General features: G+C 63.9%; 21 protein-coding genes. 13 read left to right on the forward strand and 8 right to left on the reverse strand.

All coding sequences use genetic code 11. The features are described 5' to 3' along the window. Positions 1-74: 74 nt before the first annotated feature. The gene (locus JQ611_RS14515; protein WP_312011963.1) at positions 75-668 is read right to left on the reverse strand and encodes a tetratricopeptide repeat protein; all 594 of its coding nucleotides are present in this window, start codon (positions 666-668) and stop codon (positions 75-77) included. 244 nt (positions 669-912) lie between these two features. Here JQ611_RS14515 and JQ611_RS14520 point away from each other — a divergent pair, with 244 nt between their 5' ends. Beyond that, positions 913-2,487 (forward strand): ABC-F family ATP-binding cassette domain-containing protein, encoded by a 1,575-nt coding sequence (locus JQ611_RS14520; RefSeq protein WP_212465812.1) that lies wholly within the window; start codon positions 913-915, stop codon positions 2,485-2,487. Here JQ611_RS14520 and JQ611_RS14525 read toward each other — a convergent pair. After that, positions 2,484-6,209: an AsmA-like C-terminal region-containing protein gene (locus JQ611_RS14525; RefSeq protein WP_212465813.1), complete on the reverse strand. Its 3,726-nt coding sequence runs from the start codon at positions 6,207-6,209 to the stop codon at positions 2,484-2,486. The genes JQ611_RS14520 and JQ611_RS14525 overlap by 4 nt on opposite strands. A gap of 171 nt (positions 6,210-6,380) precedes the next feature. Next, entirely contained in the window at positions 6,381-7,613 is a 1,233-nt protein-coding gene (locus tag JQ611_RS14530) for a cytochrome P450 (protein ID WP_212465814.1), read from the reverse strand. A 141-nt stretch (positions 7,614-7,754) separates the two neighbouring features. Between JQ611_RS14530 and JQ611_RS14535 the strand changes: the two genes are divergently transcribed. After that, positions 7,755-8,366, forward strand: a complete 612-nt coding sequence (locus JQ611_RS14535; protein ID WP_212465815.1) for a TetR/AcrR family transcriptional regulator — start codon at positions 7,755-7,757, stop codon at positions 8,364-8,366. Between the two features lie 5 nt (positions 8,367-8,371). On the opposite strand, the gene JQ611_RS14540 is transcribed toward JQ611_RS14535, so the two are convergent. The 3 genes from JQ611_RS14540 to JQ611_RS14550 form a co-directional block, all read right to left on the reverse strand. Beyond that, the gene (locus JQ611_RS14540; RefSeq protein WP_212389941.1) at positions 8,372-9,664 is read right to left on the reverse strand and encodes an MFS transporter; all 1,293 of its coding nucleotides are present in this window, start codon (positions 9,662-9,664) and stop codon (positions 8,372-8,374) included. A gap of 182 nt (positions 9,665-9,846) precedes the next feature. Further along, entirely contained in the window at positions 9,847-10,824 is a 978-nt protein-coding gene (locus JQ611_RS14545; RefSeq protein ID WP_212465816.1) for an NAD(P)-dependent oxidoreductase, read from the reverse strand. A 21-nt stretch (positions 10,825-10,845) separates the two neighbouring features. Beyond that, positions 10,846-12,951 (reverse strand): adenylate/guanylate cyclase domain-containing protein, encoded by a 2,106-nt coding sequence (locus JQ611_RS14550; RefSeq protein ID WP_312011964.1) that lies wholly within the window; start codon positions 12,949-12,951, stop codon positions 10,846-10,848. 146 nt (positions 12,952-13,097) lie between these two features. On the opposite strand from JQ611_RS14550, the gene JQ611_RS14555 reads away from it, so the two are divergent. From JQ611_RS14555 to JQ611_RS14600, 10 genes are all read left to right on the forward strand, one after another. Next, entirely contained in the window at positions 13,098-13,829 is a 732-nt protein-coding gene (locus tag JQ611_RS14555; RefSeq protein WP_212465817.1) for a cytochrome c biogenesis CcdA family protein, read from the forward strand. A 147-nt stretch (positions 13,830-13,976) separates the two neighbouring features. Then, positions 13,977-14,441, forward strand: a complete 465-nt coding sequence (locus tag JQ611_RS14560; protein ID WP_212465818.1) for a DoxX family protein — start codon at positions 13,977-13,979, stop codon at positions 14,439-14,441. Between the two features lie 111 nt (positions 14,442-14,552). Further along, the gene (locus JQ611_RS14565; protein WP_212465819.1) at positions 14,553-16,346 is read left to right on the forward strand and encodes a thioredoxin domain-containing protein; all 1,794 of its coding nucleotides are present in this window, start codon (positions 14,553-14,555) and stop codon (positions 16,344-16,346) included. 104 nt (positions 16,347-16,450) lie between these two features. Next, positions 16,451-17,500 (forward strand): hypothetical protein, encoded by a 1,050-nt coding sequence (locus JQ611_RS14570; RefSeq protein ID WP_212465820.1) that lies wholly within the window; start codon positions 16,451-16,453, stop codon positions 17,498-17,500. 55 nt (positions 17,501-17,555) lie between these two features. Then, on the forward strand, positions 17,556-18,434 hold the full coding sequence (locus JQ611_RS14575; protein ID WP_212465821.1) for a tetratricopeptide repeat protein: 879 nt from the start codon (positions 17,556-17,558) through the stop codon (positions 18,432-18,434). A gap of 427 nt (positions 18,435-18,861) precedes the next feature. Further along, a complete protein-coding gene (locus tag JQ611_RS14580; protein WP_212465822.1) occupies positions 18,862-19,125 on the forward strand; it encodes a hypothetical protein in 264 nt (87 codons plus the stop codon). A 219-nt stretch (positions 19,126-19,344) separates the two neighbouring features. Then, positions 19,345-19,602: a hypothetical protein gene (locus JQ611_RS14585; protein ID WP_249133163.1), complete on the forward strand. Its 258-nt coding sequence runs from the start codon at positions 19,345-19,347 to the stop codon at positions 19,600-19,602. Between the two features lie 122 nt (positions 19,603-19,724). Continuing rightward, positions 19,725-20,627: a DUF692 domain-containing protein gene (locus tag JQ611_RS14590; protein ID WP_212465823.1), complete on the forward strand. Its 903-nt coding sequence runs from the start codon at positions 19,725-19,727 to the stop codon at positions 20,625-20,627. Further along, positions 20,624-21,406 (forward strand): DNA-binding domain-containing protein, encoded by a 783-nt coding sequence (locus JQ611_RS14595; RefSeq protein WP_212465824.1) that lies wholly within the window; start codon positions 20,624-20,626, stop codon positions 21,404-21,406. The genes JQ611_RS14590 and JQ611_RS14595 overlap by 4 nt, the downstream gene beginning before the upstream one ends. Before the next feature lie 61 nt (positions 21,407-21,467). After that, on the forward strand, positions 21,468-22,457 hold the full coding sequence (locus JQ611_RS14600) for a hypothetical protein (protein WP_249133164.1): 990 nt from the start codon (positions 21,468-21,470) through the stop codon (positions 22,455-22,457). Positions 22,458-22,465: 8 nt separating this feature from the next. Here JQ611_RS14600 and JQ611_RS14605 read toward each other — a convergent pair whose 3' ends face one another. Both JQ611_RS14605 and JQ611_RS14610 read right to left on the reverse strand, forming a co-directional pair. Beyond that, positions 22,466-22,858 (reverse strand): hypothetical protein, encoded by a 393-nt coding sequence (locus JQ611_RS14605; RefSeq protein ID WP_212389952.1) that lies wholly within the window; start codon positions 22,856-22,858, stop codon positions 22,466-22,468. Between the two features lie 168 nt (positions 22,859-23,026). Next, positions 23,027-24,088 (reverse strand): Spy/CpxP family protein refolding chaperone, encoded by a 1,062-nt coding sequence (locus tag JQ611_RS14610; RefSeq protein WP_249133165.1) that lies wholly within the window; start codon positions 24,086-24,088, stop codon positions 23,027-23,029. A 3-nt stretch (positions 24,089-24,091) separates the two neighbouring features. Here JQ611_RS14610 and JQ611_RS41725 point away from each other — a divergent pair, with 3 nt between their 5' ends. Next, entirely contained in the window at positions 24,092-24,439 is a 348-nt protein-coding gene (locus tag JQ611_RS41725; RefSeq protein ID WP_249133166.1) for a hypothetical protein, read from the forward strand. The last annotated feature ends 83 nt before the right edge of the window (positions 24,440-24,522 follow it).

Raw genomic sequence — 24,522 nt, forward strand, 5'->3', positions numbered from 1 at the left:
GCTGATCGCCAGCCCAAACTAGCCGCAGGCGTTTCTCACAAGGGAATATGCCCGCGGCGATTGTCTCGCACACCTCAATAGACGAGGCTCGAACCGGGCGGCTTCTCAAGCGCGGCCGCGAGTGAACGATACTCCGTGCAGTCGGTGCCGCAGATCGCAGCGATCCGGCTCAAATGATATTGCGCAGAATCACGGTTGCCCTGCTCGATCTGCCATAGGCCGTAGTACTGCCAGGTCAGCACGTGGTTCGGATCCGCCTTGAGCGCGCGCTCGTACCAGGCTTGCGACAGTTTGTAGTCACCGAGCTTGCGATAGGAGTAGCCGATCAGATTGGCCACGTTGGGATGATCGTCGTGGCCGAGCGCCTTCAGCTGCTCGATGGCGCCGGCATACTCGTTGCGGTCATAGATCGTCGCATAGGCTGCACGATACCCCTGGATAAAGGCGGGGTCGCCGAGGCTGGTTTCCTTGGCTTTCTTCTTGGCCTTTTGGGTGCTGCTTCTGGCGGGCCGCGGCGCCGACCTGGTTTCCGGCGGTGGGGTCGTCGCCATCGGTGAATCGGCGCCGCCGCCACCTCCGGCGGCAAAGGCTGGAACCGGCGGTGCCGCAACGGCCAGCGCCATCAAGGACATTGCCAGTGTTACTAACCTGATCACGGATTTGACCACGCGCGCCTCCTGCTCTCGAGGGTAGGAATTCCTCCAGCCGTATCCATCAACCCCGCTTCGCACCGTACATTCCCCGACTTGGTCGGGGCGTCCTCACAAATCGGAGAGACCGGCGAGGACGCCCTTGCCTTGGGGCCGGCAAGTTTCTAGGAAATGCCGATCCAGCCACACGGACACATGGAGAGAGCAATGGACATCGCAATGCACACCGCGCCGCGATCCCTGTCCATTTCGGAAGCTCTTCATGCCCGCCTTTCTCATTCTGGATTCGATTTCCCTCAATACACCTGACGGCCGGCCACTGTTCGACGGACTGACGCTTGCGCTTGGGCGCGAGCGAACGGGGCTCGTCGGACGCAACGGCTCCGGCAAATCCACCCTGCTGCGCCTGATCGCGGGCGAGAGCGAACCTGCCGGCGGATCCGTGCAACGCATCGGCTCGATCGGCATGCTCGCGCAGCTGGCGGATGACCGCCAGACGGTCGCGCAAGCGCTCGGTGTTGCCGGCGACCTCGCCCGCCTGCGCCGTCTCGAACGCGGTGAGGGCTCGCTCGACGATGCCGCGGATGCCGACTGGACGCTGGAAGCGAGATTGCAGACCGCGCTGGTCGAAACCGGCCTGCCCGCGATGCCGCTCGATCGCGGGGTCGCCTCGCTGAGCGGCGGCGAACGAACCCGCGTCGCGCTGGCGCGCCTCGTGATCGAGGCGCCGGACCTGCTGTTGCTCGATGAGCCCACCAACAATCTCGACGCCGATGGACGGCAAGCGGTGGCGCAACTGCTCGAACGCTGGCAGGGCGGCGCGCTCGTCGCCAGCCACGACCGCGCGCTGCTGGAGCGCGTCGACCGCATCGTCGAACTGACGCCGGTCGGCATTACCGTGTTTGGCGGCGCGTGGTCCACCTTCGCCGAGGCGCGCGATGCCGCCCGGGCACGCGCGGGAGCCGAGCTCGAGCGCGCGTCGGACGCGCTGCGCGACACCGAACGCTCTATACAGAAGGCGCGCGAGAAGAAGGCACGCCGCGACAGCGTCGGTCGCGACTACGCACGCTCGGGCAGCCAGGCAAGGATAATGTTGGGTGCCCAAAAGCAGATCGCGGAAGCGAGCAGCGCCCGCGAGGGTCGTCTTGCCGATCGCCTGCTCGGCGACCGCACCGACGCGCTCGAAGAGGCGCGCGCCAAAGTGGAAGTCCTGACGCCGCTCGCGATCAACTTACCCGAGACCAACCTGCCCCGCGGGCGTGAACTCATCGCCTTCAAGGACGTGATGATGTCTTTTGAAAGTCGCGCTTTGTTCGGCCCGCTGTCATTCGAGGTGCGCGGGCCCGAGCGGATCGCGATCCACGGCGCCAACGGCTCCGGCAAGACCACGCTGTTCCGACTGATCACGGGCGAACTGAGCGCCGTGAGCGGCGACATAACCCGCCTGACCGATCGCATCGCCGTGCTCGACCAGCATGTCGGGTTGCTTGATCCGGCTACATCGATCCTCGACAATCTGCGCCGCCTCAATCCGGAGCTGACCGGCAACGAGGCGCACGCCGCCCTCGCCCGCTTTGCCTTCCGCAACCGTGCGGCGCTGCAAATCGCCGGCATGCTGTCCGGCGGCGAGCGGCTGCGCGCGGGAATGGCCTGCGTGTTCGCAAGACCTCAACCGCCCTTCATGCTGCTACTGGATGAGCCGACCAACCATCTCGATCTCTCCTCGATCGAGGAACTGGAAACTGCGCTGCGTGGCTTTGACGGCGCGTTGATCGTGATCAGCCATGACCAGGCATTTCTGCAGGCGATCGGAATCCAGCGCGAGATCGTGCTCTAATTATTCTGCAGCGCCGGCCGCGGCGGTGGATTGGCGACCTGCGGCGTCAGCGACAGCGGCGGCTTCGGCCTCGGCTTGGCTACCGGCGCAGCACCGGGCGCCGGCCTGACTTCGATCGGCGGAGGCAGCGGCGCAACCTGCGGCTGGCTCGCCAGCGGCGCGGGCGGATTTGGCGCGGGCGCAGGCGCGGTGGCAACCGGCGCCGGCGGGCGCGGCGGTGTGGCGGCCTTTGGCTTCGCTGCCGGCGGCCGGCGCGGATCGCGGCCGGGCACCGGCACTGGCGACAGCGCCTCGCTCGGCGACGCCGCTTCCGGCGCTAATGGCACCACCGCATCCGGCGGCAACGATATCGGCGCCGGCATCGGCGGCGGCGGTTCGCCACGCTCGATCGCATCCAGCCTTCGTGTTTCGTGATCGATCGTCCGTACCGCCAGCCAGGAAGACAACGCCGTCACATCGACGCTGCGATTGAGCGCATCGGGCGTGCCCACGGCAAACAATTGAATTTCGGGGCGGCCGGTCGCGGGCCCCACCATCGTCAGCGCCAGCGCGGCGCGGATGTCGGCCTGATCGGCCGGAATGTCATAGCCGCCGGAGACGGTGGCCCGCACGCCATTGGCGTCGAGCGTGGTGGCGCCGACGCGCAGCCGGCCATCCCTGATGTTGAACGGGATTTGCGCCGAGCCGACCGACAATGCGCCGGCCAGCAGCGCCGGTTCGACGATTTGCTTCAGCCTCGCATCGTCCTTGGCCTGCCCGCCATCGCTGGCGCGAACCGCTACCTCAAAGGCGCGCGGATCGAGCCCGGCAATCCTCGCGGATTCCAGTGTCACGGTTCCGCTGCCGGACAGTGCGCCCGTGAGCGCCGCCGCGCTGCGGCCCTGGCTTGCCAACGCCATCTGCAGCGACGCGCGGCCGCCGGGCATCGCGAGATTGCGATAGCGCAGCGCCGTGCCATCGACGCTACTGAGCTGCACGCTCGCGTTCAGCGCAATGCCATTTGGGCCCTGCCTGGCGTCGATCGTGGCCGTGGCCTCGCCGCCGCCGATCTTGCCCTTGATGGAATCGAAGGTCAGCGACTGGCCATCGCTCTTCACAATCCCGCTCACCGGCTGCAATTCGCTGCCGCCCGGCAGCAAGCCACGCAATGCCTGGAACGCGACCTTTCCGCGCCAGCCCTTGACCAGCCCCGCGGTGAGCGGCTCCGCAGCATCGTGTCCGGCAGCCCCCATCGCCAACGCAAAGGCCGGCGCCAGCGCGATTTGGTCGAGGCCGATTTCACCCTCGATATTTTTTTCATCGCCCAAGGTAACCGCGACGTGTCCGCGCAGCCGTGAACCGGCAATGCTGCTGTCGAGATCGTCGAACGTGAGCTTGTTGCCTGCGAGCGACACGCGCGAGGACAGGCCGATATTCTGTGCCAGCGTGTCCGTCGGCTTGAGGTCGAGCAACGGCCCGAAATCGGCGCTGCGAACTTTCAGGGAGAAACTGCCCTTGGCCTCCCATGGCTCCGCCGTACCGTCGGCATCGGCGTCCAGACCCTTTCCGGAGATCTTCGCCTTGAGCCGCAGCGATCCACCCCATGCCCCCGTCGCCGAGCCTTCGAATTGCGCCGGGCCGTCGCCGGCGGTCATCGCGCGATCCAGCCCCAGCAGCGCCAGCAAGGCACGGCCCTGCCCCGACGACATCTTCGAATCAATCCCGATTTCGCTGCGCCCCAGCGCCTGCAGATCGATGCCCTGGATCGCCGTCAGTGCCGGCTTTGCGGTGATCGTGGTGATACCCTTGAGCTGCGGCGCCTCGATGTCGACCACCGCGCGCGCGTTGGCAAGATCGGCCTGCCCGGCGCTCTTGTTGAGTTCGAGCGCGAGTTTGACGCGCGCAGGCCCCGGGCTCGCCCCCATCGCATTAAGCCGCGCGGCCAGCGACGGCGCAAACGGCGCCACCAGCGCGGTGATCTGGCCAAACGACGACGCCGTCGAATGAAACTCCAGCTTCCCTATCGAAGCGAAGCGATCGAAACGGCCGATGCCTTCCAACGCGACCTTGTCAGGCTGACCAATATTCAACTGGTCGAGCGAAAACGCCTTCGGTCCATAACCAAGCCTGGCCACCAGCGGCCGCAACTCCTGGCCGGCGGAAATGGCGCGGCCGATATCCAGTGACAGCCGCCCTTCGTCCGGCCATTCGGCCTGCGGGCCGGCCAGCGAACGCGCCAGCGCCGTGGCCGCATCGAGGTCGAGGCGCTCGGCCTTCAACTCCGCCGTGATCTTCGAGCCGCTGCCCGCTTGCCGGTGTGACACCGCGATACGGCCTTCAACGGCGCCGCCATCGATCTCGGCCTTCATCGCGTCGATGGCAAATCCATCAGGCGCAATGGTGACGTCGCCGCGCAGCCGCAACGGCTTCTGGCTGCGATAGCCGATGTCGCCGCGGCCCTGCAGCCAGGTCATCAACGCGTCGGGATCTGACGAGTCGACGTTGAGCGCGGCCTTGAACTGATCCGGCGACGCGCCTTTTGCGATCGCCTCGCTCAGCGAGACCCGCGTCGTGCCCGGCGCGCGAAACTCCAGCTTGCGTACGCTCCAGGATTTCGCATCGCCATGGAGTTCGGCAGCGATGTCCTGCAACGGACGGCCGCCCAGCATCACCTGCTCGGAGGCTAATCCGATCTGCGCCGCGATCGGGACTTGCGGAAGGCCCGACATCAGCGCGCGCACCGCCGGCAGCACACGGACCGGTTCGGTGGCGACAACGTCCTTGCTGTCCTTGGCGAAGAATCTGTCGGCATCAAGCTGGCGCGCGGCGAGCGAAGCCCGCAGCAGCGGCGAGGTGCCGAAGCGCACGTCGCCATTGCCCGCCAGTTTCAGCGCGCGTTCGTCCGCGCCATACGTCACTTCGAGCGCATCGAGCCGTGCGGTTGAGTAATCGGCCTTGACGCGGGAACTGACACGCCAGGATGGCGGCGACGTATCGAAGTCGCCGGCCTTTGGGCGGGGCGGGCTCGCCAATACCATCGTGCCGTCGAAACGCGGCGCCCGCGTCTCGAAAGACAATATGCCGTCGAGATCGGCCGAGAGCGTGTTCGGGCCGGGATCGATGTTCAGATGGACACGGGTGCCGTTGCCGTCGGCGGTCTGGCCGGAAGAAACCCGAAACGGATAGCGCGTGCCAGACAGCACGAAATTACCGTCGCCACGGATCGAGCCCGCCAGCGAACGCACATCGCCGGAAAAGGCGATGTCGTTCAGTTCGAGGGTGCTGCGGCTGGCAGCGTCGTGCAGCGCGATCCGGCCGGTGAGATTGAGCCGATCGATCGCCAGCGAGCCCGGATTGAGCGTTCCGGTCGAGGCCGGCCAGTCGATCCGGCCCTTTGGATCGAGCCCGAGATCGAGCGACATGCCGTTGATGGAAAGCTCGGTGGCACGCACTTCGCCGCGCATCAGCGAACCCAGGCTGAATTCGACGTCGAGTTTGTCGGCGCGCACCTTGCCAAGGTCGTTGGCGCCGCCGACCGTCACCCCGCGTAACTGCAACGACGGCGCCGGCAACAGCCGCGCGTCGAGCTTGCCGCCGACGCGCACCGGCGCGCCGATAATCCGGCTTGCTTCGGCCTCGAACTGCGGTCGGAATTGATTCCAGTCGATGAAATACGGCCCGACAAGCGCGGCCACCAGCGCAATGATAAAGGCGATTGCCAGGCCGAGCAGCGTCGTCTGCACGGTGTCTCCCCATGAACCGCTCCGGCACAGACCGCGCCACGCGAACTCAGGGCCGGAGCAGCCTAATATATAGAGAGAAGTATGGCGAAGTCACAGCGGCATCAGCGCCATAGTCCCGCCGGTTCCGATTTATTCAGAACCTGAGGGCTCGTCGATGTCGAGGCGATATGGTTACCAGCTTGCCGGCAGATGCTTCAGGCCCCGGAGCACGAAGGTCGGCCGCCATTCCGGGTTCACCGCGTCATCCAGCCGCAGGTCGGGAATCCGGCGCAGCAGGGTGGAAAGCGCAATCTCCGCCTCGATGCGCGCCAGCTGGGCGCCGAGACAGAAGTGGATGCCCCCGCCAAAGGACAGCGGTTTCACATTAGGCCGGGTAATATCGAGACGCTCGGGGTGATCAGGGTAGACCGCCGGATCGTGGTTGGCCGAACCCAGCAGGCACAGCACGGTCTCGCCTTTTGGAATCGGCTTGCCGCCGAGGTCGTCGATGTCTTCCAGCGCCACCCGGCCGGTCAGCTGCACGGAGGAATCGTAGCGCAGGAACTCTTCGACCGCATTGGTCATGAACTCGGGCCTGGCCTTGAGCAGCGCCAATTGGTCCGGATTGCGATGCAGCGCCAGCAGGCCATTGCCGATCAGGTTGACGGTCGTCTCATGGCCGGCGCCGAACAGCAGGATGATGTTGGCCGTCAGTTCCTCGTTGGAGAGCTTGTGACCGTCTTCCTCCGCCTGCACCAGCTGCGTGGTGAGATCGTCGCCGGGGTTTTTTCGCCGCAACTCGAACAGTTGCTGGAAATACATCTCGGAAATCATTGTGCCTTCGTTGGCCTGCTTGATCTCCTCCGGCGACAACGGCACCGGATCGAGAATGCGGCCACCCCCGCGCGCCCTGGTGTAAAACGCCTCGCGATGCTCTTCGGGGATGCCGAGCATGTCGCAGATGACGGTCACCGGCAGGCGGAAGGCGAAATCCTCGATCAGGTCCATCTTCCCCTGCGGGATGATCCGGTCGAGCGTCTCGTCGACGATTTGCTGGATGCGCGGGCGCATGTCCTCGACCCGGCGTGCGGTGAATGCCTTCACCACCAGTCCGCGCAGACGAGTATGGTCGGGTGGATCCTGCTGCAGCATCATGAGGCCCAGGCTGCGAAAGGCCGGCTCCTCCATGATGTTGGGCCCATAGCGCCGGATCGTGCGTTCGACATGCTGCTTGCCGAAGCGCTTGTCGCGGATCACCAAGCTGGCTTCGGCGTGCCGGCTGGCGACGTAGAGACCGAGCGGCGTCAGGTGCACGGGATCGGTGGTGCGCATCCGCGCGTAATGCGGATAGGGATTGCGGATGAATTCCGGTGACAACGGATTGAAAAGCGGTTCGCTCGTCGCAGCCTGAACGTGCTCGTTCATGATGACCTCGATTGGTTTCCACACCGCAGTTTTTATTGGCTTTGTCAGCGTATCGCATTTTCAGTTGCCGGACTTCGTGATCCGGCCAACGCAACTCGATACACTGTTGTATTGAGTTGCATTCTGACCTAAAATGGGCCGATGTCAAGGTTGCGAACCAGACCTACCCGGGACGATACCCGCGAGAAGCTGTTCGAGGCGGCTGCGCGCGTGTTCGAGGAACAGGGCATCGGCGGCGCCAGCATCGAAACCATTGCCGCCGCGGCCGGCTTCTCGCGCGGCGCATTCTATTCGAATTTCACGAGCAAGGATGAGTTGATCATCGCCATGCTCGAGAATCACGTCGAGCTATCGATTCTGCGCCTTCACGATCTGCTCGCGAAGCACAAGAGCCTGCCGGATTTCATCGATGCGCTGAAGACCATGGACCGCAGCCAGCAGGATCCGCTCGGCCGCTCGCCTTTGCTGCACATGGAGATGATCCTGTTCGTCGCGCGCGCCGAAAAGCGCCGCCCTGAACTCGCCAAGCGGCTGCGCGCTCGCCGAAAATTGATCGCCGACATCGTCGAGACCACGGCGAAGAACAGCGGCAAGGATTCGGTGCTCGATCCGGCCTGGTGGGGGGCTATCGTTCTGGCGATGGAGGACGGCTTCCGCCTGCACCGCCTGATCGATCCCGAGACCACGCCATCCGACAGTTTTCTGCGTGCGATCAGCGACCTGCAGCGCGCCATCGGCGCGGCGTCGGCATAACTATTCTAACCGCCGCCTTGCATCTTATGCAGCTGCCCCGCGACGGCGCGGATCTTGCGCGGTGATGCCTGCCAGATCGCGAACGCCGACAAGGCGCTGACGGCGATGCCGATCGCAAAGGCCAGCGTGTAGCTGCCGTAACGGTCGAACAGAAACCCGGTCGCCCACGGGCCGGCCGCGCCGCCGGCCAGCGCCGCCAGCATGATGGTGCCGAAAATGCTGCCGTAGTGCTTGCCCTGGAAGATTTCGAGCACCACCGCGCCCAGCACCGAGGTCAGGCCGTAGCCGAGCACGCCCTGGGTCACGATCATCAGATAGACCAACGGCAAGACAGGCGTGAATTTCAGCGCGATCAGCGCCGCAAAGCAGATCGCAAAGCCCAGGCAGCTGATCGCCCAGATCCATTCGCGCCCGATGCGGTCGGAGAGATGCCCAAGCCAGATCTGGCCGGGAATGCCGAGCAGGCTGACCACGCCGAGCGCCCAGACCGCGACATTGGCGGAGAAGCCGATATCGAGCAGGAATTTGGTCTGGTGCACCTGCACCGCGTACCAGATGTACAGTCCGCAGAAATAACTGAGGCATATCCACCAGAACCGCGCGGTGCGCAGCGCGCGACCTAGCGTCCAGTCGGTAGCGGCCCAGACGGGATCGACGATGTTCGATATTGGCTTTGCTGAAGTCGCCGTCGGTGCGGCGTCGCCATCCGGCAGCAGCCCGATGTCCTCGGGCCGCATCCGCAGCAACAGATTGATCGGCGCCAGCACCACGAGCACCACGATGCCCATTGCGGTGCAGGCGGTGCGCCAGCCGGTCTGGTCGATCATCAACTGCACCCAGGGCAGCAAGGTCACCGAACCGATGCCGACGCCGGCAAACGCCAGTCCCATCGCCAGGCCGCGGCGGCGGATGAACCAGTTCGGCACGAACAGCGATTGGCCGGAATAGCCCAGGCACACACTGCCCGCGCCGACCAGCACGCCGATGGTGAGATAAAGGTGCCATGGCTGCGTCGTCAGCGGCGCCAGCAGCAGGCCTGAGCCCATCAGCGCGACGCCGAGTTCCATCACCGCGCGCGGGCCGTAACGGTCCATCAAGCGGCCGATCAGCGGGCTGACGCCGCCGGATACGATAAAGCCGAACGAGAACGCGCCCGCGGTGACACCGCGCTCCCAGCCGAATTCGGAGACGATCGGCGGAAAGAACAGCGAGAACGCGGTCCGCGCATTGACGCCGATCGCCATGGTAACGAACGTCACCGCGACGATCATCCAGCCGTAAAAGAAAGGAAGACGCATCAGGATGTCATTCCAGGGCGCACGAAGTGCGAGGAGAATCTCGAGATTCCCCGATGTGCAATTGCACATCTGAGGTCTGGTCCTTCGGACCATCCCGGAATGACGGGGTCAAGAGCTTTCGCAACTGTTCAAGCGCCGAGGCATCTGGTCAGCCAGGAATAGCTCACGAATGCTGCAGAGCATCAAGGACGTCGCGTCCAGCTGATGGCATTGACGGCGCCGACGGGAATCTCACCGGCGATGATCTTCTCGACCTGCCGCACCGTCTCCAGTGACTGGCTTTCGATCGCGGGCGGCGTCAACCCGCCGATATGCGGCGTTGCGATCACATCAGGCAGTTGCGCCAGTTCCGGTGTCGGCATCTGGTCCAGCGCACGCCCGACATCCATCGCGGCTCCCGCGATGCGATTGTCGCGTAACGCCGCGCTCAGCGCCGCCTCATCGACGAGATTGCCGCGCGACAGATTGATGAAGAACGCATGCTTCTGCATCCGCGCCAGCGCCGCCTGCCCGATCAGATTTTCCGTCGCCTCATTGGCGACCGCGAGGCAGACGACAAAGTCGGAACGCGTGAGCAGATCGTCGAGCGGCACATGCTGGATGTCCGGCTCGCTTATGCTCGCGAAGGGATCGGCAATCAGAATCTCCATGCCCAGCACCCTGGCGATCCCGGCAAGGTAACGGCCGATGCTGCCATAGCCGATGATGCCGATGCGGCTGCCGGCCAGTTGCCGGCCCATGATCACCTTGGGCTTCCGCCCAGCATGATAGTCGGCGCTGGCACGCGAGACGCCGCGCGACAGGTCGACCATGAAACCCACAGCGAGTTCGGCCACCGACTGGACGAAGCCGGGTCCGGCCTGGGTGACCAGCACGCCCGCGCGCGAAGCCTGCTCGACGTCGATGTTGCGAATGTCGACCGCGCAGCGAACGAAGGCGCGCAGCTTAGGCAGCCGCGCAAATATCTCGCCGGGTCCGGCGGTGAGCCGGTCGGCGACGATAATTTCGACGTCACGTGCGGCGTTGATCAGGCCGAATGCATCCAGCGCATTGTCGCTCAGATGCAACTCCACGTGCGCGATCGCCTGCAATCCGCTTAGGCTGCGCTCGCCGTAATATTGCGCCCTCGCTTGCGGCGTATGGGTGAGCAGAACTTTCAAATCAACGTCTCCGCCTATTTCCTACTTGGATTTGGCGACGGTCGTGCCGTCCCATTCCTGGTCGCTCGGATTCTCGAGTTGCTCCCTGCAGCGCGCGATCATCACCGATGCCGCCGCATCATCCTTGATCTTCATCACCTGTTCGAACGCCGCGATCGCGGCCGTGAATTCGCGCGCCCGCCAGGATGCGAGGCCGGCTTCATAGGCCTTCACCCAGTCGATCGCACCGCCGGCCGCGTCCGCCATCGCAAGCAATTCGTAGATTTGCAAGCCCCCGGCGCGGCCGTAGACCGCCAGGCGATCGAGTTCGCGCACCACGATGCGGTCGCCGGCAAGACGCCGCGTTTCGGGGCCGATGATGATGGTGGAGCCGTAGACCTTGTTGGTGCCCTCGAGCCGGCTCGCGATGTTCACGGCGTCGCCTATCACGGTGTAGTTCAGCCGCACTTCGGATCCGATATTGCCGACCAGCATGTCGCCGGAATTGATGCCGATGCGGATCTTCACCGGCTGGCCGTGGTCGTCGACGAGGCCGACCTCCGCCATCGCGCGCTGGCAGGCCAGCGCGGCGCGACAGCAATCGACGGCATGTTCGGGGTTCGCTGTCGGCGCCCCCCAGAACGCCATCACGGCATCGCCGATGAATTTGTCGATGGTGCCGCCCTGCGCCTGGATCTGCGCCGAGACGGAATCGAAATAACGCGACAGCAGCGGGATGATGCGGTCGCCGAGTCGCTCCGAGATGCCGGTGAAGCCGGCGAGATCGATGAACATCACGCTCATCGGCCGCACCGCGCCGCCGAGACGCGCGCCATTGCCGTCGCTGATCAACCGCTTCACCAGATCAGCCGGAATGTATTTGCGGAACGCGGCCAGCCCCTGCGCCATGTCGCCGATGGCGCCTGACAGGTTCTCGATCTCGGTCAGCCGCGACGGATGCCGCTCGACCTTGTCCAGATCGAAGCGCTCGACATGCCTGATCTCACCCACCACCTTGATCAGGGGCGCGGCGATCAGGCGCTGGGCAAGCCATGCCGACAGCAGCCCGGCAATCACGATCAGGACCGCAAGCCCGATCAGCAGGTTCCGGATCGTCATTTGTACGGGGCCCAGAAATTCCGACTCCGGCACCACTGTCACCAGCGACCAGCCTGGAAACGAAATCGGCGTCAGCACCGCCTGATAGACCTTGCCGTCCCGCGTCACCTGGCGTTTCAACGGCTCGCCTTCGCCGGGATTGTAGGCGCTGCCGGCATTCTTCATCGCATCCACCGCGACCGCAAACAGCGGATGGTTGGTTTTCAGCGGCGTCACTTCGCTGGCATCCGGATCGGGCGCCGCGACCACGCCGCCCTCGCGATCGAGGATGAATGCGCCGGCCGATTTTCCGACCGTCAGCTGCGACAGGAAGTTCGAGACCCGCGTCAGTTCGATGATGATGGCGATGACGCCGGCTGGCTTCTGGTCGATCCGGATCGGCGCCGCGAAGGCGGCCGCCAGACGTTCGCCGTTGGGATGCTTCGTCAGCGTCGACCAGTTTTCGTCGTTGGAGCCGGCCACCTCGCGGAACCATTCCTGATCGGTAACGGAATAATTGGTGTCCTCGACGCGGCTGGACTTGAGCAGCGTGTCGCCACCTCCGAACTCATAACGGTTGATCTTCGCCTTTCGGTCACCCGCGATCTCGATCATTTCGATGACGCCATTGCCAAGCTTGTGCCCGGCAAAGAACGTCCCGTCCGGCCATCCGAACGCCACCCAGGAAATGGTCGGTTGCGACCGCAACTGCGATCGGATGACCACCTCGCGCATCTCGGCGTCGCGCGCCTCGAACACTTTTCCGAGCAACAGGGTGCGCACCGCCGACATGGACGATCGCGCTTCCGAGGTGATCGATTGCAGTTCGTCGCCGACTGCGGAGACGATCTGGTCGTTGATGGTGTCGGCAAGGGTCTGGCTGACCTGCTGGGCGGTCCGCCACCACAGCAAATGCACGCCGACGGCGCTGACGACGATCGACGTCAGCACGAGGGCCGAGATGGCGTTGCGAATGCCGATGCGCATTGCGGGGTCCTGGTTCGCGGGGTCGGTTACCGCAATACGGAACGATACTAGCGTCTGTTTCACCGGCGAGGCTATCCCGGCGTGTTCATATGCCTTGGACACGGCTCTGTGACCAGAGTTGAGCCGGAAGCCGACGAAACTTACCGATTGCCTGTTCCGTACAAGCCAAGACGGCGCTATGCCTTGCGGCGGTTCTCGAAGGTCATGCAATGCACGATGTTTCCATCCCGGCGGCCCTGATTGCCGGACTTGTCAGCTTCCTGTCGCCCTGCGTGCTGCCGCTGGTGCCTCCGTATCTGATCTACCTGACCGGCGCGACCATCGAGCAGGTCAACAATGACGGGGCGACGAAGGCCTCGAAACGCGCGGTGATGGCCGCGGCGCTGATGTTCGTGCTCGGCTTTAGCACCGTGTTCGTGGCGCTCGGTGCCAGCGCTTCCATCATCGGCGGCCTGATCCGCGCCTGGTCGGCAGAACTCTCGATTCTCGCCGGCATCATCATCATCATCATGGGCCTGCATTTCCTGGGGCTGACCCGCATCGGGCTGTTGATGCGCGAGGGACGGCTGACCGCGCCGAAGCCAGTCGGGCTGTGGGGCGCTTATGTCATGGGACTTGCGTTTGCGTTCGGCTGGACCCCTTGCATCGGGCCGATACTCGCAGCGATCCTGTCGATCGCCGCCGCCGAAGCCACGGTGACCAAGGGCGCGGGCCTGCTCGCGGTCTATTCCCTCGGGCTTGGAATTCCGTTCCTGCTGGCCGCCTTCATGATCGAACAATTCTCCGAGCTGTTCGCGCGGATGAAGCGGCATCTCACCACCGTCGAGCGCGCCATGGGTGTATTGATGGTCATTACCGGCATCGGTTTCTTGACCGGCGCCGTCACCAGCGTCAGCATCTGGCTGCTGGAAACGTTCCCCGCACTGCAAAATTTCGGCTAACGCCCCGTAACAAGCGGGCTATCCGTTGCGAAACTCCTGCCATGACCAGATTGCCGCCCTGCGCGGCCGCAGCGTTTTTCGCGCGCACTTGATTTGAGAGGCCGCCGGTGCGGCCTCGCGTCACGATAATAATTGGAGGGGGCCCGCATGAATTTCATCGTCAATCTTCTGATCCTGTTGCCGGCGCAGATCGCCTCATATTTCTCCTGGGCCGGCCCGCTGATCATGCGGCTGGTCGTCGGTTACACCTTCATGCTGGCCGGCTGGGGCAAGCTCACCAATTTGCCGCAGGTCACCGAGAATTTTATCGGCTGGGGCATTCCGTTTCCGAAAATCCTCACCCCTCTCGTATCAGGCGTCGAGTGCTTTGGCGGAGCCATGCTGATCCTCGGCCTGTTCACCCGGATCCCGGCCGCGATGCTGGCGGTGACCATGCTCGTCGCGATCAAGTCGGCCAAATGGGGCGACGTCGATTCGCTGCAAACGCTGCTCGGCTTCGAGGAAATGACCTACTTCGCCGCCTTCACGTGGCTCGCGATCGCAGGCCCTGGTGCCGCCTCCCTCGACCGGCTGCTGATGAAATCCGCCGGGTACAACGAGGTGCCAGCCTGAGGATCGGGCAGCCCCCGCGCGCTCACAATGCCGTGACATCGCGGATAAGTCTGAGCCCGGATTTTGGCGCGCGTGTAGCTGTCGAGACACCAGCGCTTCCGGAAAGCCGCCATGAAACTCGTCCGCCTCGCCGTCTTCGCCGTTGCCGCGCTCGCGGCAGGTTCGGCCCACGCATCCGATGGCGTCAAATGGAGCGAATGGAGCGACGATCTGTTCACCCGCGCCGCCGCCGAACAGCGTTTTGTCATTCTCGATCTCGAGGCGGTGTGGTGCCACTGGTGCCACGTCATGGAAAAGACCACCTATGCCGATCCGCAGGTCAAGGATCTGCTGGCCTCGAAATATCTGCCGGTGCGTGTCGACCAGGACGCCAATCCGGACCTGTCGAGCCGCTATGGCGATTGGGGCTGGCCGGCGACGATCGTGTTCGGACCCGATGGAACCGAGATTGCCAAGCTCCGGGGCTACATCGAGCCGGAGCGAATGCAGGCGCTGCTCAAGGCCATCATCGACGATCCCTCGCCCGGGCCTTCGGTCGGCGAGGCCTTTGAAGTCAAACCTTCGGCCTCGGCCTTTCTCAGCAAGCAGCAGCGCGCGGAGCTGACGAAAAATTTCGACGAATCCTACGACGAAAAACTCGGCGGCTGGGGCGAGAACCAGAAATTCATCGATGCCGACAGCCTGGATCTTGCAATCACCCGTGCCGAGGCCGGCGATGCCATCGCGATCAAGCGCGCGCGGCAGACGCTGGATGCTGCGATCGCACTGATCGATCCAGTCTGGGGTGGCGTGTATCAATATTCCGAAGCCGGCTCCTGGAGCAAACAGCATTTCGAAAAGATCATGTCGTTCCAGGCGCAGTATCTGCGGCAGTACAGCCAAGCCTATGCGCTCTGGAAGGACCCGAAATATCTCAAGGCCGCCCGCGATATCGAGCGCTATCTTGCGGCCTTTCTCTCGGGCCCCGAGGGCGCGTTCTATGTCAGCCAGGATGCCGATCTCGATCACGACACCGACGGGCACAAATATTATGCGCTTGATGATGCCGGGCGCCGCAAACTCGGCATGCCACGCATCGACAGGAATCTGTACGCGCGCGAGAACGGCTGGGCGATCTCGGCTCTCGCCGCCTATTACAACGTCACCAACGACGCAAAAGCGCTGGCGATGGCCGAACGCGCGGCGAAATGGGTCAACGCCAACCGCGCGCTGCCGAACGGCGGATTCAGCCATGGCGAGAAGGATCGCGGCGGCCCCTTCCTCGGCGACACGCTGGCGATGGGCCAGGCCCTCCTCGATCTCTACGCCGCCACCGGCAACCGCGAGTGGCTCACCTCAGCGGCCAAGGCCGGCGATTTCGTCGCGACTTTTCGCGACGAGGCCGGTGGCTTCGTGACCTCGAGGACAGCGGAAGGCAAAACCGGCGTATTGGCCAAACCGGCAAAGCTGCTTGATGACCAGGTGCAGGTTGCGCGCTTCATGAACCTGCTCAACCGCTACTACGGCGACGAAACCTATCGCGAGCACGCCTCACATGCGATGCGCTATGCGAGCAGCGCCTCGGCCGAGATGATGCGCCCGCTGCCCGGCGTGCTGCTCGCCGACGAAGAACTCGCGATCGAGCCGACCCATATGACGATCGTCGGCCACAAGGATGCGCCCCGCGCGCAGGCCCTGCATACGCTCGCGCGGGCGCTGCCGGCCCGCTACAAGCGCCTGGAGTGGCTGGACCTGCGCGAAGGCAAGCTGCCCAATCCCGACGTCGAATATCCCGATCTCGGCGAGCCCGCCGCGTTCGCCTGCAGCAACCGGATCTGCTCGTTCCCCTCGTTCAATGCCGAGGAACTGCAGGCCACGGTGAAACAGATGGCAAAGCTGAAACCTTCGCGCGCCGCGATGAACTAGGCGGGATGCCCGCCCCGTGAAACGCACAGTGTGACCGGCATCACAGCACCTCCACCCGCTTCAAGCGACAAACGGCCAACAGGAATGAACCGGTGTTGGTCGTCATGGCTTGCTCAAAATATGCTTGCTGGTCGAATGTGGCGCGCGGCTCGCTCGCAGCTTTGTTGTTGGCCGTTTCGGTGTTTGCGGCCGACCCTGCCGGCGCGGAGATTATCAGGAAGGAAGACTCGCTGCGCGGGATCACGATGACGCGCGAGGAGTGCGCCGCGAAACCGCAGACCTTCTGGCTCAACGTCTACAGCCAGGATTTCTGCGTCCGCTATTATCTTTCCACCGCCGGAGGCCAGGGCTCGCGCCCGGTCATCATTCTGAACGGCGATCACAACGGTCCGGTTGATCCGACCCGTTGGACCTGGGCGGATCCGTCCAAGGCCAGTGACGTCAACACCGACAAACTCGTCGCTATCGCCGACCATTTTTCGAAGATGGCGAAGACCACGGCGATCTATCTTGGACGCATCGGCGTCGAAGGCACGTCCGGCACCCATCTGTCACGCAAGACCCTCGTCGAGCTGCACCTGATGGACATGGCGCTCGAGGCGCTCCGGCAACGCTACCAGTTCGAAGGCTTCCATCTGTTCGGAGAGTCCGGCGGAGGCCGGCTGGTGTTCGGCTTGGCCGAGATGCGGCGCGACGTCGCCTGCCTGATTTCCGGCTCGGGACAGATCGTGACCCGGGGTCCCGCAAGGCCCGGCGATCCCGCAAGGACCTATTTCGACATCACGGGCAAGGTGCAATGGCTCGCGCAGAACCGCGCCTTGCGCATGATGGTTATCAGCGACCCGAACGACCAGCAAGTGCCGACCGCCGTTCAGCAGACGCCCATGGTGCAGACCCTGCGACAGGCCGGCCATGTGGTCCCCCACCTCCTCGTCGAAGCCACCGACCCGAAGCGTCACGCGGTGCTCGACTATGGCGCGATCGCGATGGGCGGCTGCGTGCTCGGCCGGCACGACGACGAAATCGCGCGGGCAATAGACACGCTCATACGCCGCAACGCCGAGACCAACCGGCGTCTGCTGGACGAAGCGCGTGCCAAGTCCCCGCCCCAGACGGCTTCCGACACGATCGCGCGCCAGCCGGGACGCTCGTGACATGAAAGCGACGCAGCGGCCAGCAACGGGACAGTCAGGAAACATGGAGCGCGCAATGCGGGTCCTTGCCAGTGTGCTTCTCACCGCCGCCACGGTCATCCTGGCGCCGGCAGGCGCGCAGGCCGAAGCGCAGCAGCGCATGTGCCTGGACAATGCCACCCCGCCCGCCCCGAGGGCTGCGGCCTGCTCATTCGTCATCACGAATGCGCCGCCCGCCGAGGCCAGGGAACTGGCCCGTGTCTACCTCATCCGCGGCAACGCCAATCTGGCCCTCGGCGTCTACGACCGGGCGGTGGCGGATTTCGACGCGGCGACGAGGGCCCACCCGACCGCCCCTGGCCCGTTCAACAGCCGCGGTGTCGCGTTCCTGCGCCAGAAGCAGCTCGACCGCGCCATCACGGAGTTCGATTCTGCAATCCGGCTCAATCCTAACGATCCCCTTGCTCTCACCAACCGCGGCGACGCCTACCGGGACAAGGGCCGCACCGACCGCGCGATGCAGGACTACGACGCCGCGATCGTGCTCAATCCAAAGTGGGTCAACGCTTACTTCGGCCGGGCAGCGGCGTTGCAGCAGAAGGCCGGCTCCGATTTCGACGCCTTCGTCAACGAGGGCCGCTTCGAAGAGCTGGCCATCGCGGAATACGGCAAGGTGCTGCAGATCGCGCCGCGACACGCCGGCGCCCTCAGCAACCGCGGCCAGCTCCATCATACCTTGCGCAAATACGACCTTGCCATCGCCGACTTCACGCAGGCGATCGAGATCAATCCCGCAAATCCCGCCTTTCTGCGCAACCGCGCGCTGACCTACCGAATGATGCGGCGGTTCGACCTTGCGATCGCGGACTATCGCAATGCGTTGGCGATGACGCAGGACGCCGACGGGCGCAAGCTGATCGGAGAGTTGCTCGCTCAGCTCGGCGCCGCCGTCTGAGGTCGCGGCCGCACGCCGGCGTCTTATGGAGCACACGCTCGCGCAGCAGCCAACATTCCCGTTGTGCAACGCAACGAGATTTGCCGCCACCGGTCATTGAAGCTTACCGATTTTCCCGCGCGAACGGCCTCTGTTGCCATTCTGCCGCGCAACGAAATACTCCCAATGCATCGGGGGTTGGACATGGACGGGTCATCCAAATCCAAGAAAAGAAAAATTTCTTTCGAAACTCTGTAACCAAATCGCCCGATGCCTCGTAGCTGTGTCCGGATGAGCACTCAAATCACGGAGGCTAACGGCCTTCGCGAGCCACCGCGATCTGATTGGCATCCGTTGTTTCCTTAAGCGTTGTGCGGCTCGATGATTTCAGGTCATCGAACGCTCACGGCGTCCTATTGTCGTCAAAACAATCATCGAGGAGAACGTCATGAAGTTGAATACAAAATCCGGTGCGACGCTCGCAGCCGCCGCTGCCACTTTGTTCCTCGCCGGCGCGGTTGTGTCGACCGGGTCGACCTCCGCAAACGCCGCGGCCGGCAAGTGCATGGCCGGCAACGCCTGCAAGGGCCAGAGCGCCTGCAAGGGCGGGTCCAATGCCTGCAAGGGTCAGAATGCCTGCAAGGGCACCGGCTTCTCGCAGGCCTCTGAAAAGGCCTGCGCCGCCATGGGCGCAAAGTTCGTCAAGGGCTGATCGTCCCGAATTGACGCGAAGAGGCCCGGCTTCATGCTGGGCCTTCAAGTCCAGCCCAGGAATGTTTCACTTAAGCCCGCCGATCATTGAAATAAATTTCGCTCGCCGTGTAACCTGGCCAAACCCGCCGCGTATTTATCCCCGGGTACCATCTGTCGGTCCTGATGTCAGTGGCTTGCGGGTGGTGCACCTTCACACTTCTTTCTCGAGGAGACGTCCATGAAGATGACTTCCAAATCCGGCGCCACGATTGCCGCCGCTGCAGCCACTCTGTTCCTGGCTGGCGCGACGATGTCGACCGTCACCTACGCCGCCGGCGAAGGCAAATGCGTCGGCGCCAACGCCTGCAAGGGCCAGAGCGCCTGCAAGGGCGGCGCGAGCGCCTGCAAGGGGCAGAACGCCTGCAAGGGTCAGGGCTTCTCCGCCATGACCAAGGAGAAGTGCGACGCCGCCAAGGGCAAGTATTCGCCCGCCTGATCGAGGTAATCCGGAACGGGGCTCCGTTCCGGGAACGGGGCCCGGTGTATGCCGGGTCCCCTTTCCATGGTAATTTGAGGCAATACCCATCGCCTGATCGCGATGCGCGAAGCGGAGACGACATGAACGTCGCAAGCAGATTGCCCAACTCCCCGGCGGCGCTTGAGCGTCCGTTGCAGTCGGATAAGCCACCCCTCCTTGGCTTCGGGCTCGGCCTGCGCGCGCAACACTACGACGAGATCCTCGGCGGAAACCCGCCGATCGACTGGTTCGAAGTCATCAGCGAAAACTACATGCTGCCCGGCGGCCAGCCGCTGCGCGTACTTGACCGGATTTGCGAACGCTATCCCGTCGTGATGCACGGCGTGTCGCTGTCGATCGCATCGACCGCGCCGCCGAATTTCGAATATCTGCAGGGCCTGAAAGATCTCGCCAGGCGCGTCGAACCAAAATGGATTTCCGACCATTTGTGCTGGACCGGCGTCCACGGCAAGAACCTGCACGATCTCTTGCCGATCCCCTATACATCAGAGGCGCTCGACCACGTGGTCAGCCGCGTGCAGCTGGTGCAGGATTTCCTCGGCCGCGCCATCGTGCTCGAAAACGTCTCGACCTATGTCCAGTTCAACAATTCCGAAATGACGGAATGGGAATTCCTTGCGGAATTGTCGCGCCGCTCCGGGTGCTGGCTGCTGTTCGACATCAACAACGTCTATGTCAGCGCCTTCAACCACGGCTATGACCCCATGACCTTCCTTAACGGGATTCCTGCGGATCGCGTCGTGCAATTCCACATGGCCGGCCACAGCCACATGGGCACCCACATCATCGACACCCACGATCATCCCGTCTGCGAAGACGTCTGGGATCTCTATGTCGCGGCCATCAAGCGCTTCGGCCGGGTCTCGACCATGATCGAGCGCGACGACAACATCCCGCCGCTCGACGAGCTTGTTCTGGAAGTAAACCGCACTCGCGAGATCGCGAAGAAGGTCTTGCCGCCCTTGGGCAAGCAGGCGGGATGAGCGACTTTGCGCGGCAGCAGGCTGATTTCCAGCGCGGCATCCTGACCGGCGACGACACGGCGCTCGCCGAAATCCTCGACAGCCCCCGCGAGAAACGCGAGACGCTGTACGGCGTCTATCGCTATGCCTATGGCTCGCGGCTGGTGGAGGCGCTTCGTAACGACCATGAGCTGCTGCATTCGTATCTCGGCGATGAGACGTTCGACGAGATGGGTCATGCCTATGTCAAGGCGCGCCCCTCAGAACATCCGAACCTGCGCTGGTTCTCGCAAGGCCTGCCGGAGTTTTTGAGATCGGCAGAACCCTATTGCAACCATCCTGTTCTCGCTGATCTCGCAGCGCTGGAGAAAGCGCTCAACGACGCCTTCGACGCCGCGGAAGGTGAGCTGCTTGACCTCACCGCCATGGCCGCGTTTGCGCCGGAGCAATGGAACGACCTCACATTCCGGCCGCATCCGAGCGCGGCCAGGCTCGATTTGTCGACCAACGCATCCGCGGTCTGGATGGCGCTCAAGAACAACGAGACGCCACCGGACGCGGCCACGCTGGAAGAACCGGCGCGCATCCTGGTCTGGCGCCAGGACACCACGCCGATGTTCCGCGAACTCCCCGCTGAAGAGGCGATGATGTGGGACGAGGCCGCGAACGGCATTCCGTTCGGCGTGCTCTGCGAGATGCTCGCGACCTATGACGATCCCGATGGTGCGGCGGCGCGCGGCGCCGGATATCTGCACGGCTGGATCACATCAGCAACCTTGACGGCGGTTTCCGCCGATTAAAAAGGGCCCGAGACATGGGCACCGATACCGATCGATCCGTTACGACCAGAAGCGTGTCACGATGAAAACGCTCGGCGGCATCAGCTGGATCGTGTTGACCGCCGTCCTCACCGCCATGCCGGCAAGCCTGATTTCGTGCCGCGCCGATGCGCAGTCGGACTATATGCGCGGCGACCGGATGCCGTATGACGCGTTCGACCGGATGCCCAAGACCGATATCGAAATCGAAGGCAGCACCATCCATGTCGGCTTCGCGCCCGGCGAGATGACGCTGCCGCGAGAAAAGGTGCTGGGTTGGGTCCGGATGTCGGCGAAGGCAGTCGCCACCTATTATGGACGGTTTCCCGTCGAACAACTGCGGCTGCTGCTGGTGCCGGTCGACGGCGCCCGCATTCGCGGCGGCACGACATGGGGCTATCGCGGCGCCGCGATCCGCATTCCGCTCGGCCGCGATTCCACCGAAGAGGTTTTGCGGCGCGACTGGGTGATGGTGCACGAGATGGTGCACACCGCCCTGCCCGATCTGAACCATCGCCACACGTGGCTGTCGGAAGGTCTTGCCGTCTATATCGAGCCGGTGGCACGGGTGCAGGCCGGGGACCTCACGGCAGCGGAGATCTGGCAGGCGATGATGCGCGACATGCCGAAGGGCCTGCCGCAGGCCGGCGATCAGGGCCTCGACAATACCGACACCTGGGGCCGGAGATATTGGGGCGGCGCGCTGTTCTGCCTGCTCGCGGACATTGAAATCCGCAAGCGAACGAATAATCGCCTCGGCCTGCAGGACGCCATGCGCGGCGTCCTCGCCGCGGGCGGCAATCATGAAAAGGATTGGCCGCTCGATCGCATTCTCTCCACCGCCGACAAGGCCGTCGGCGTCGACGTTCTGGCTACGCTTCATGGCGAGATGGGTTCAAAGCCCGTGACGCCCGATCTCGCGGGCCTGTGGCGCGACCTCGGCCTGAAGCCGCAGGGCGAAAGCCTCGAATTCGACGACGCTGCGCCGCTGGCGGCGATCCGCAAAGCCATCACTTCGCCGCGCGCGAAATAGCGGTGCTGCTACGCCGTGCCCAGAATAGGATGCTGCTTCAGCACGTCGTCACTGATCGATTTGGACTGGATGGCGCGAAACAGCGTTTGCGCGGTCGTGGTGTGATTGGCCTGAAGGCACAGTTCGAGGATCTGGCGCACTGCGGTGTCACGCAACAGACCATCGGAAATCTTCATGGCGATTTCCATAGCGACTTTCGCCGCGCGCTCATAACGTTCGACTTCGGACTTGATTTTCGCGTGCGAACGGTCGGCAGCACCGCTGATCTTTTCCGCACTGCTGGCCGCAGAACGGCAGATTTCCCGTATCTTGTGCGCAGCCTGGATATCGCCGATCGGCCCCTCGATGGGCTCGTCCCAGATCTCCTTCTCCTTGGGTGCGTCGTTTTTGAACCATTGCATGGTATCAACAGCCAGCGCGTTTTCAGGACAAACAATGCGATCGTGCGATCAGCGGCCGCATTCTCATCCGGGAAAATCAATCGGTGGTGACATTCCGGCAACAGAGGTTTGCAAATCCGGTTCGTTGCTCGTGGCGTGCAGCCGGCCTCCATGATCTCGGGCGACCGTCTACGATGGTCGCCTTGGTCCGATCGCCTCGAACTGCGCCTTCTGTTCATCGTCCAGCGTGGCGTAAAAATCCTCCAGCGCAGCGCGCACCTGCTTGACGGCTTGCAGCATGGTATCGAGCCGCTTGGCGATGGCGGCGAACCGCGCTGGCGGCGTCATCACATCGCCCGGCTGACAGGCCGCCTTCAATATCTCGGCGGCCTCGGCGCTGGTATCCTGAAGCACTTGCAGGGTGGAGCGCTGGGTCTCGTTCGGACGCAACCTGGTTTCGATCTCGCCGGCTGGCCATGCCATGGCGGCAGACTGCGCCACGCCACAGCCCTGTGCAGTCCCTTGCGCAGGCACCTGGACAGATTGGTTCCTCGCATTGTTGGCCACGGATATCCTGCGCTGGTCCTGCGCGAGCGCGTTGAAGCGGGCCTTCTGCTCGTCGTCCAGCATTCCATAGAATTTCTCCAGCGGTGGCCGCACCGTGGCGACCGCCGAAATCATCGCCTCGATCCGCTGCTGCATGGCGCTGAGCCGGCCCGGAGCCGTCAATACGATTTGCGACGGGCATGCCGCTCGAATGTTCTGCGCAGCCGCGATCGATGCGTTGCCGAGTTCGTCGAGCGCGGCAAATTGCGTTTCGGTCGGCAGAACGGTGAGCTGGATTTGATCGATGGGTAGCCCGGCGATGGCGCGCCTGTCGTCACCGCACATTTGCGCCAGCGGGGCGGGCCCGCGATGTCTGCGGCCGGACGGCCGCTGTGCCAGATAGCCGGTCAACGCATCGTAGCCGTAGGGCGCGAATATTCCGGCGTAAATATCGGTGTAGCCGTAGTCCCAGAAGCCGCTGCGGTCTCCCCAGATCGTGTAATCGTAGATGTCGTGATAGGCGAACGGCCAGAACAGCGGACCAACCCACCCGTAGCCGCCATTACCGTGTTGCCACCACCCGCCTCCGCCGCGGCCCTGATGCCAGCCCGCGACGGCGAGACCGGCGGCGATCTGTGCCCGCGCCATGGGATTGCTGAGCAGACGCCCGCCACGCAACCCACTGGCGCGCGACAGCGAATTCATCGCATGGCGGAAGTTTCCGGATCGTACCGAAGCGTTGCGGATCTGGCTGAGATTCGGGGCGAAGCGATGGCCGCGAAAACTGCCCCGCGAATACGAACGGGATATGGCGAACTTGCCGCCGCCGTGGTGACCACGAAAATGACGGTGATGCCCGCCGAAATGCCCGTGCCCGCCACCGTGGGCCCGGCCATGGTGACCCCCGCCATGCCCGTGGCCATGACCACCGCCGTGGCCCCCACCGTGACCTCCACCTTTGCCGATCGCCACGCTCGAAAGCAGGGCCGCCAGAACAAAGACCACAATTCCGATTGCCGGTTTGGGCATGGCACGCTCCCTTGCGCCACTCGCTGACGTTTTGCGGCAACAGACTGACGCCGACGGGGAGCAAAAGTTCCACTTGCGAGGCGGCAAGTGGACGAGCCTTCAGGGAATTC

This window comes from Bradyrhizobium sp. AUGA SZCCT0182 (assembly GCF_018130185.1).
Taxonomy (GTDB): Bacteria; Pseudomonadota; Alphaproteobacteria; order Rhizobiales; family Xanthobacteraceae; genus Bradyrhizobium.

What these genes read in the sequence shown, in the direction of transcription:
- JQ611_RS14530 (WP_212465814.1), bottom strand. Translation starts at nt 7,613, where the DNA reads ATGAACGAGCACGTTCAGGCTGCGACGAGCGAACCGCTTTTCAATCCG.
- JQ611_RS14555 (WP_212465817.1), top strand. Translation starts at nt 13,098, where the DNA reads ATGCACGATGTTTCCATCCCGGCGGCCCTGATTGCCGGACTTGTCAGC.
- JQ611_RS14540 (WP_212389941.1), bottom strand. Translation starts at nt 9,664, where the DNA reads ATGCGTCTTCCTTTCTTTTACGGCTGGATGATCGTCGCGGTGACGTTC.
- JQ611_RS14585 (WP_249133163.1), top strand. Translation starts at nt 19,345, where the DNA reads ATGAAGATGACTTCCAAATCCGGCGCCACGATTGCCGCCGCTGCAGCC.
- JQ611_RS14520 (WP_212465812.1), top strand. Translation starts at nt 913, where the DNA reads ATGCCCGCCTTTCTCATTCTGGATTCGATTTCCCTCAATACACCTGAC.
- JQ611_RS14595 (WP_212465824.1), top strand. Translation starts at nt 20,624, where the DNA reads ATGAGCGACTTTGCGCGGCAGCAGGCTGATTTCCAGCGCGGCATCCTG.
- JQ611_RS41725 (WP_249133166.1), top strand. Translation starts at nt 24,092, where the DNA reads ATGGCGGAAGTTTCCGGATCGTACCGAAGCGTTGCGGATCTGGCTGAG.
- JQ611_RS14560 (WP_212465818.1), top strand. Translation starts at nt 13,977, where the DNA reads ATGAATTTCATCGTCAATCTTCTGATCCTGTTGCCGGCGCAGATCGCC.
- JQ611_RS14580 (WP_212465822.1), top strand. Translation starts at nt 18,862, where the DNA reads ATGAAGTTGAATACAAAATCCGGTGCGACGCTCGCAGCCGCCGCTGCC.
- JQ611_RS14605 (WP_212389952.1), bottom strand. Translation starts at nt 22,858, where the DNA reads ATGCAATGGTTCAAAAACGACGCACCCAAGGAGAAGGAGATCTGGGAC.
- JQ611_RS14600 (WP_249133164.1), top strand. Translation starts at nt 21,468, where the DNA reads ATGAAAACGCTCGGCGGCATCAGCTGGATCGTGTTGACCGCCGTCCTC.
- JQ611_RS14590 (WP_212465823.1), top strand. Translation starts at nt 19,725, where the DNA reads ATGAACGTCGCAAGCAGATTGCCCAACTCCCCGGCGGCGCTTGAGCGT.
- JQ611_RS14535 (WP_212465815.1), top strand. Translation starts at nt 7,755, where the DNA reads ATGTCAAGGTTGCGAACCAGACCTACCCGGGACGATACCCGCGAGAAG.
- JQ611_RS14575 (WP_212465821.1), top strand. Translation starts at nt 17,556, where the DNA reads ATGCGGGTCCTTGCCAGTGTGCTTCTCACCGCCGCCACGGTCATCCTG.
- JQ611_RS14570 (WP_212465820.1), top strand. Translation starts at nt 16,451, where the DNA reads ATGGCTTGCTCAAAATATGCTTGCTGGTCGAATGTGGCGCGCGGCTCG.
- JQ611_RS14565 (WP_212465819.1), top strand. Translation starts at nt 14,553, where the DNA reads ATGAAACTCGTCCGCCTCGCCGTCTTCGCCGTTGCCGCGCTCGCGGCA.
- JQ611_RS14610 (WP_249133165.1), bottom strand. Translation starts at nt 24,088, where the DNA reads ATGAATTCGCTGTCGCGCGCCAGTGGGTTGCGTGGCGGGCGTCTGCTC.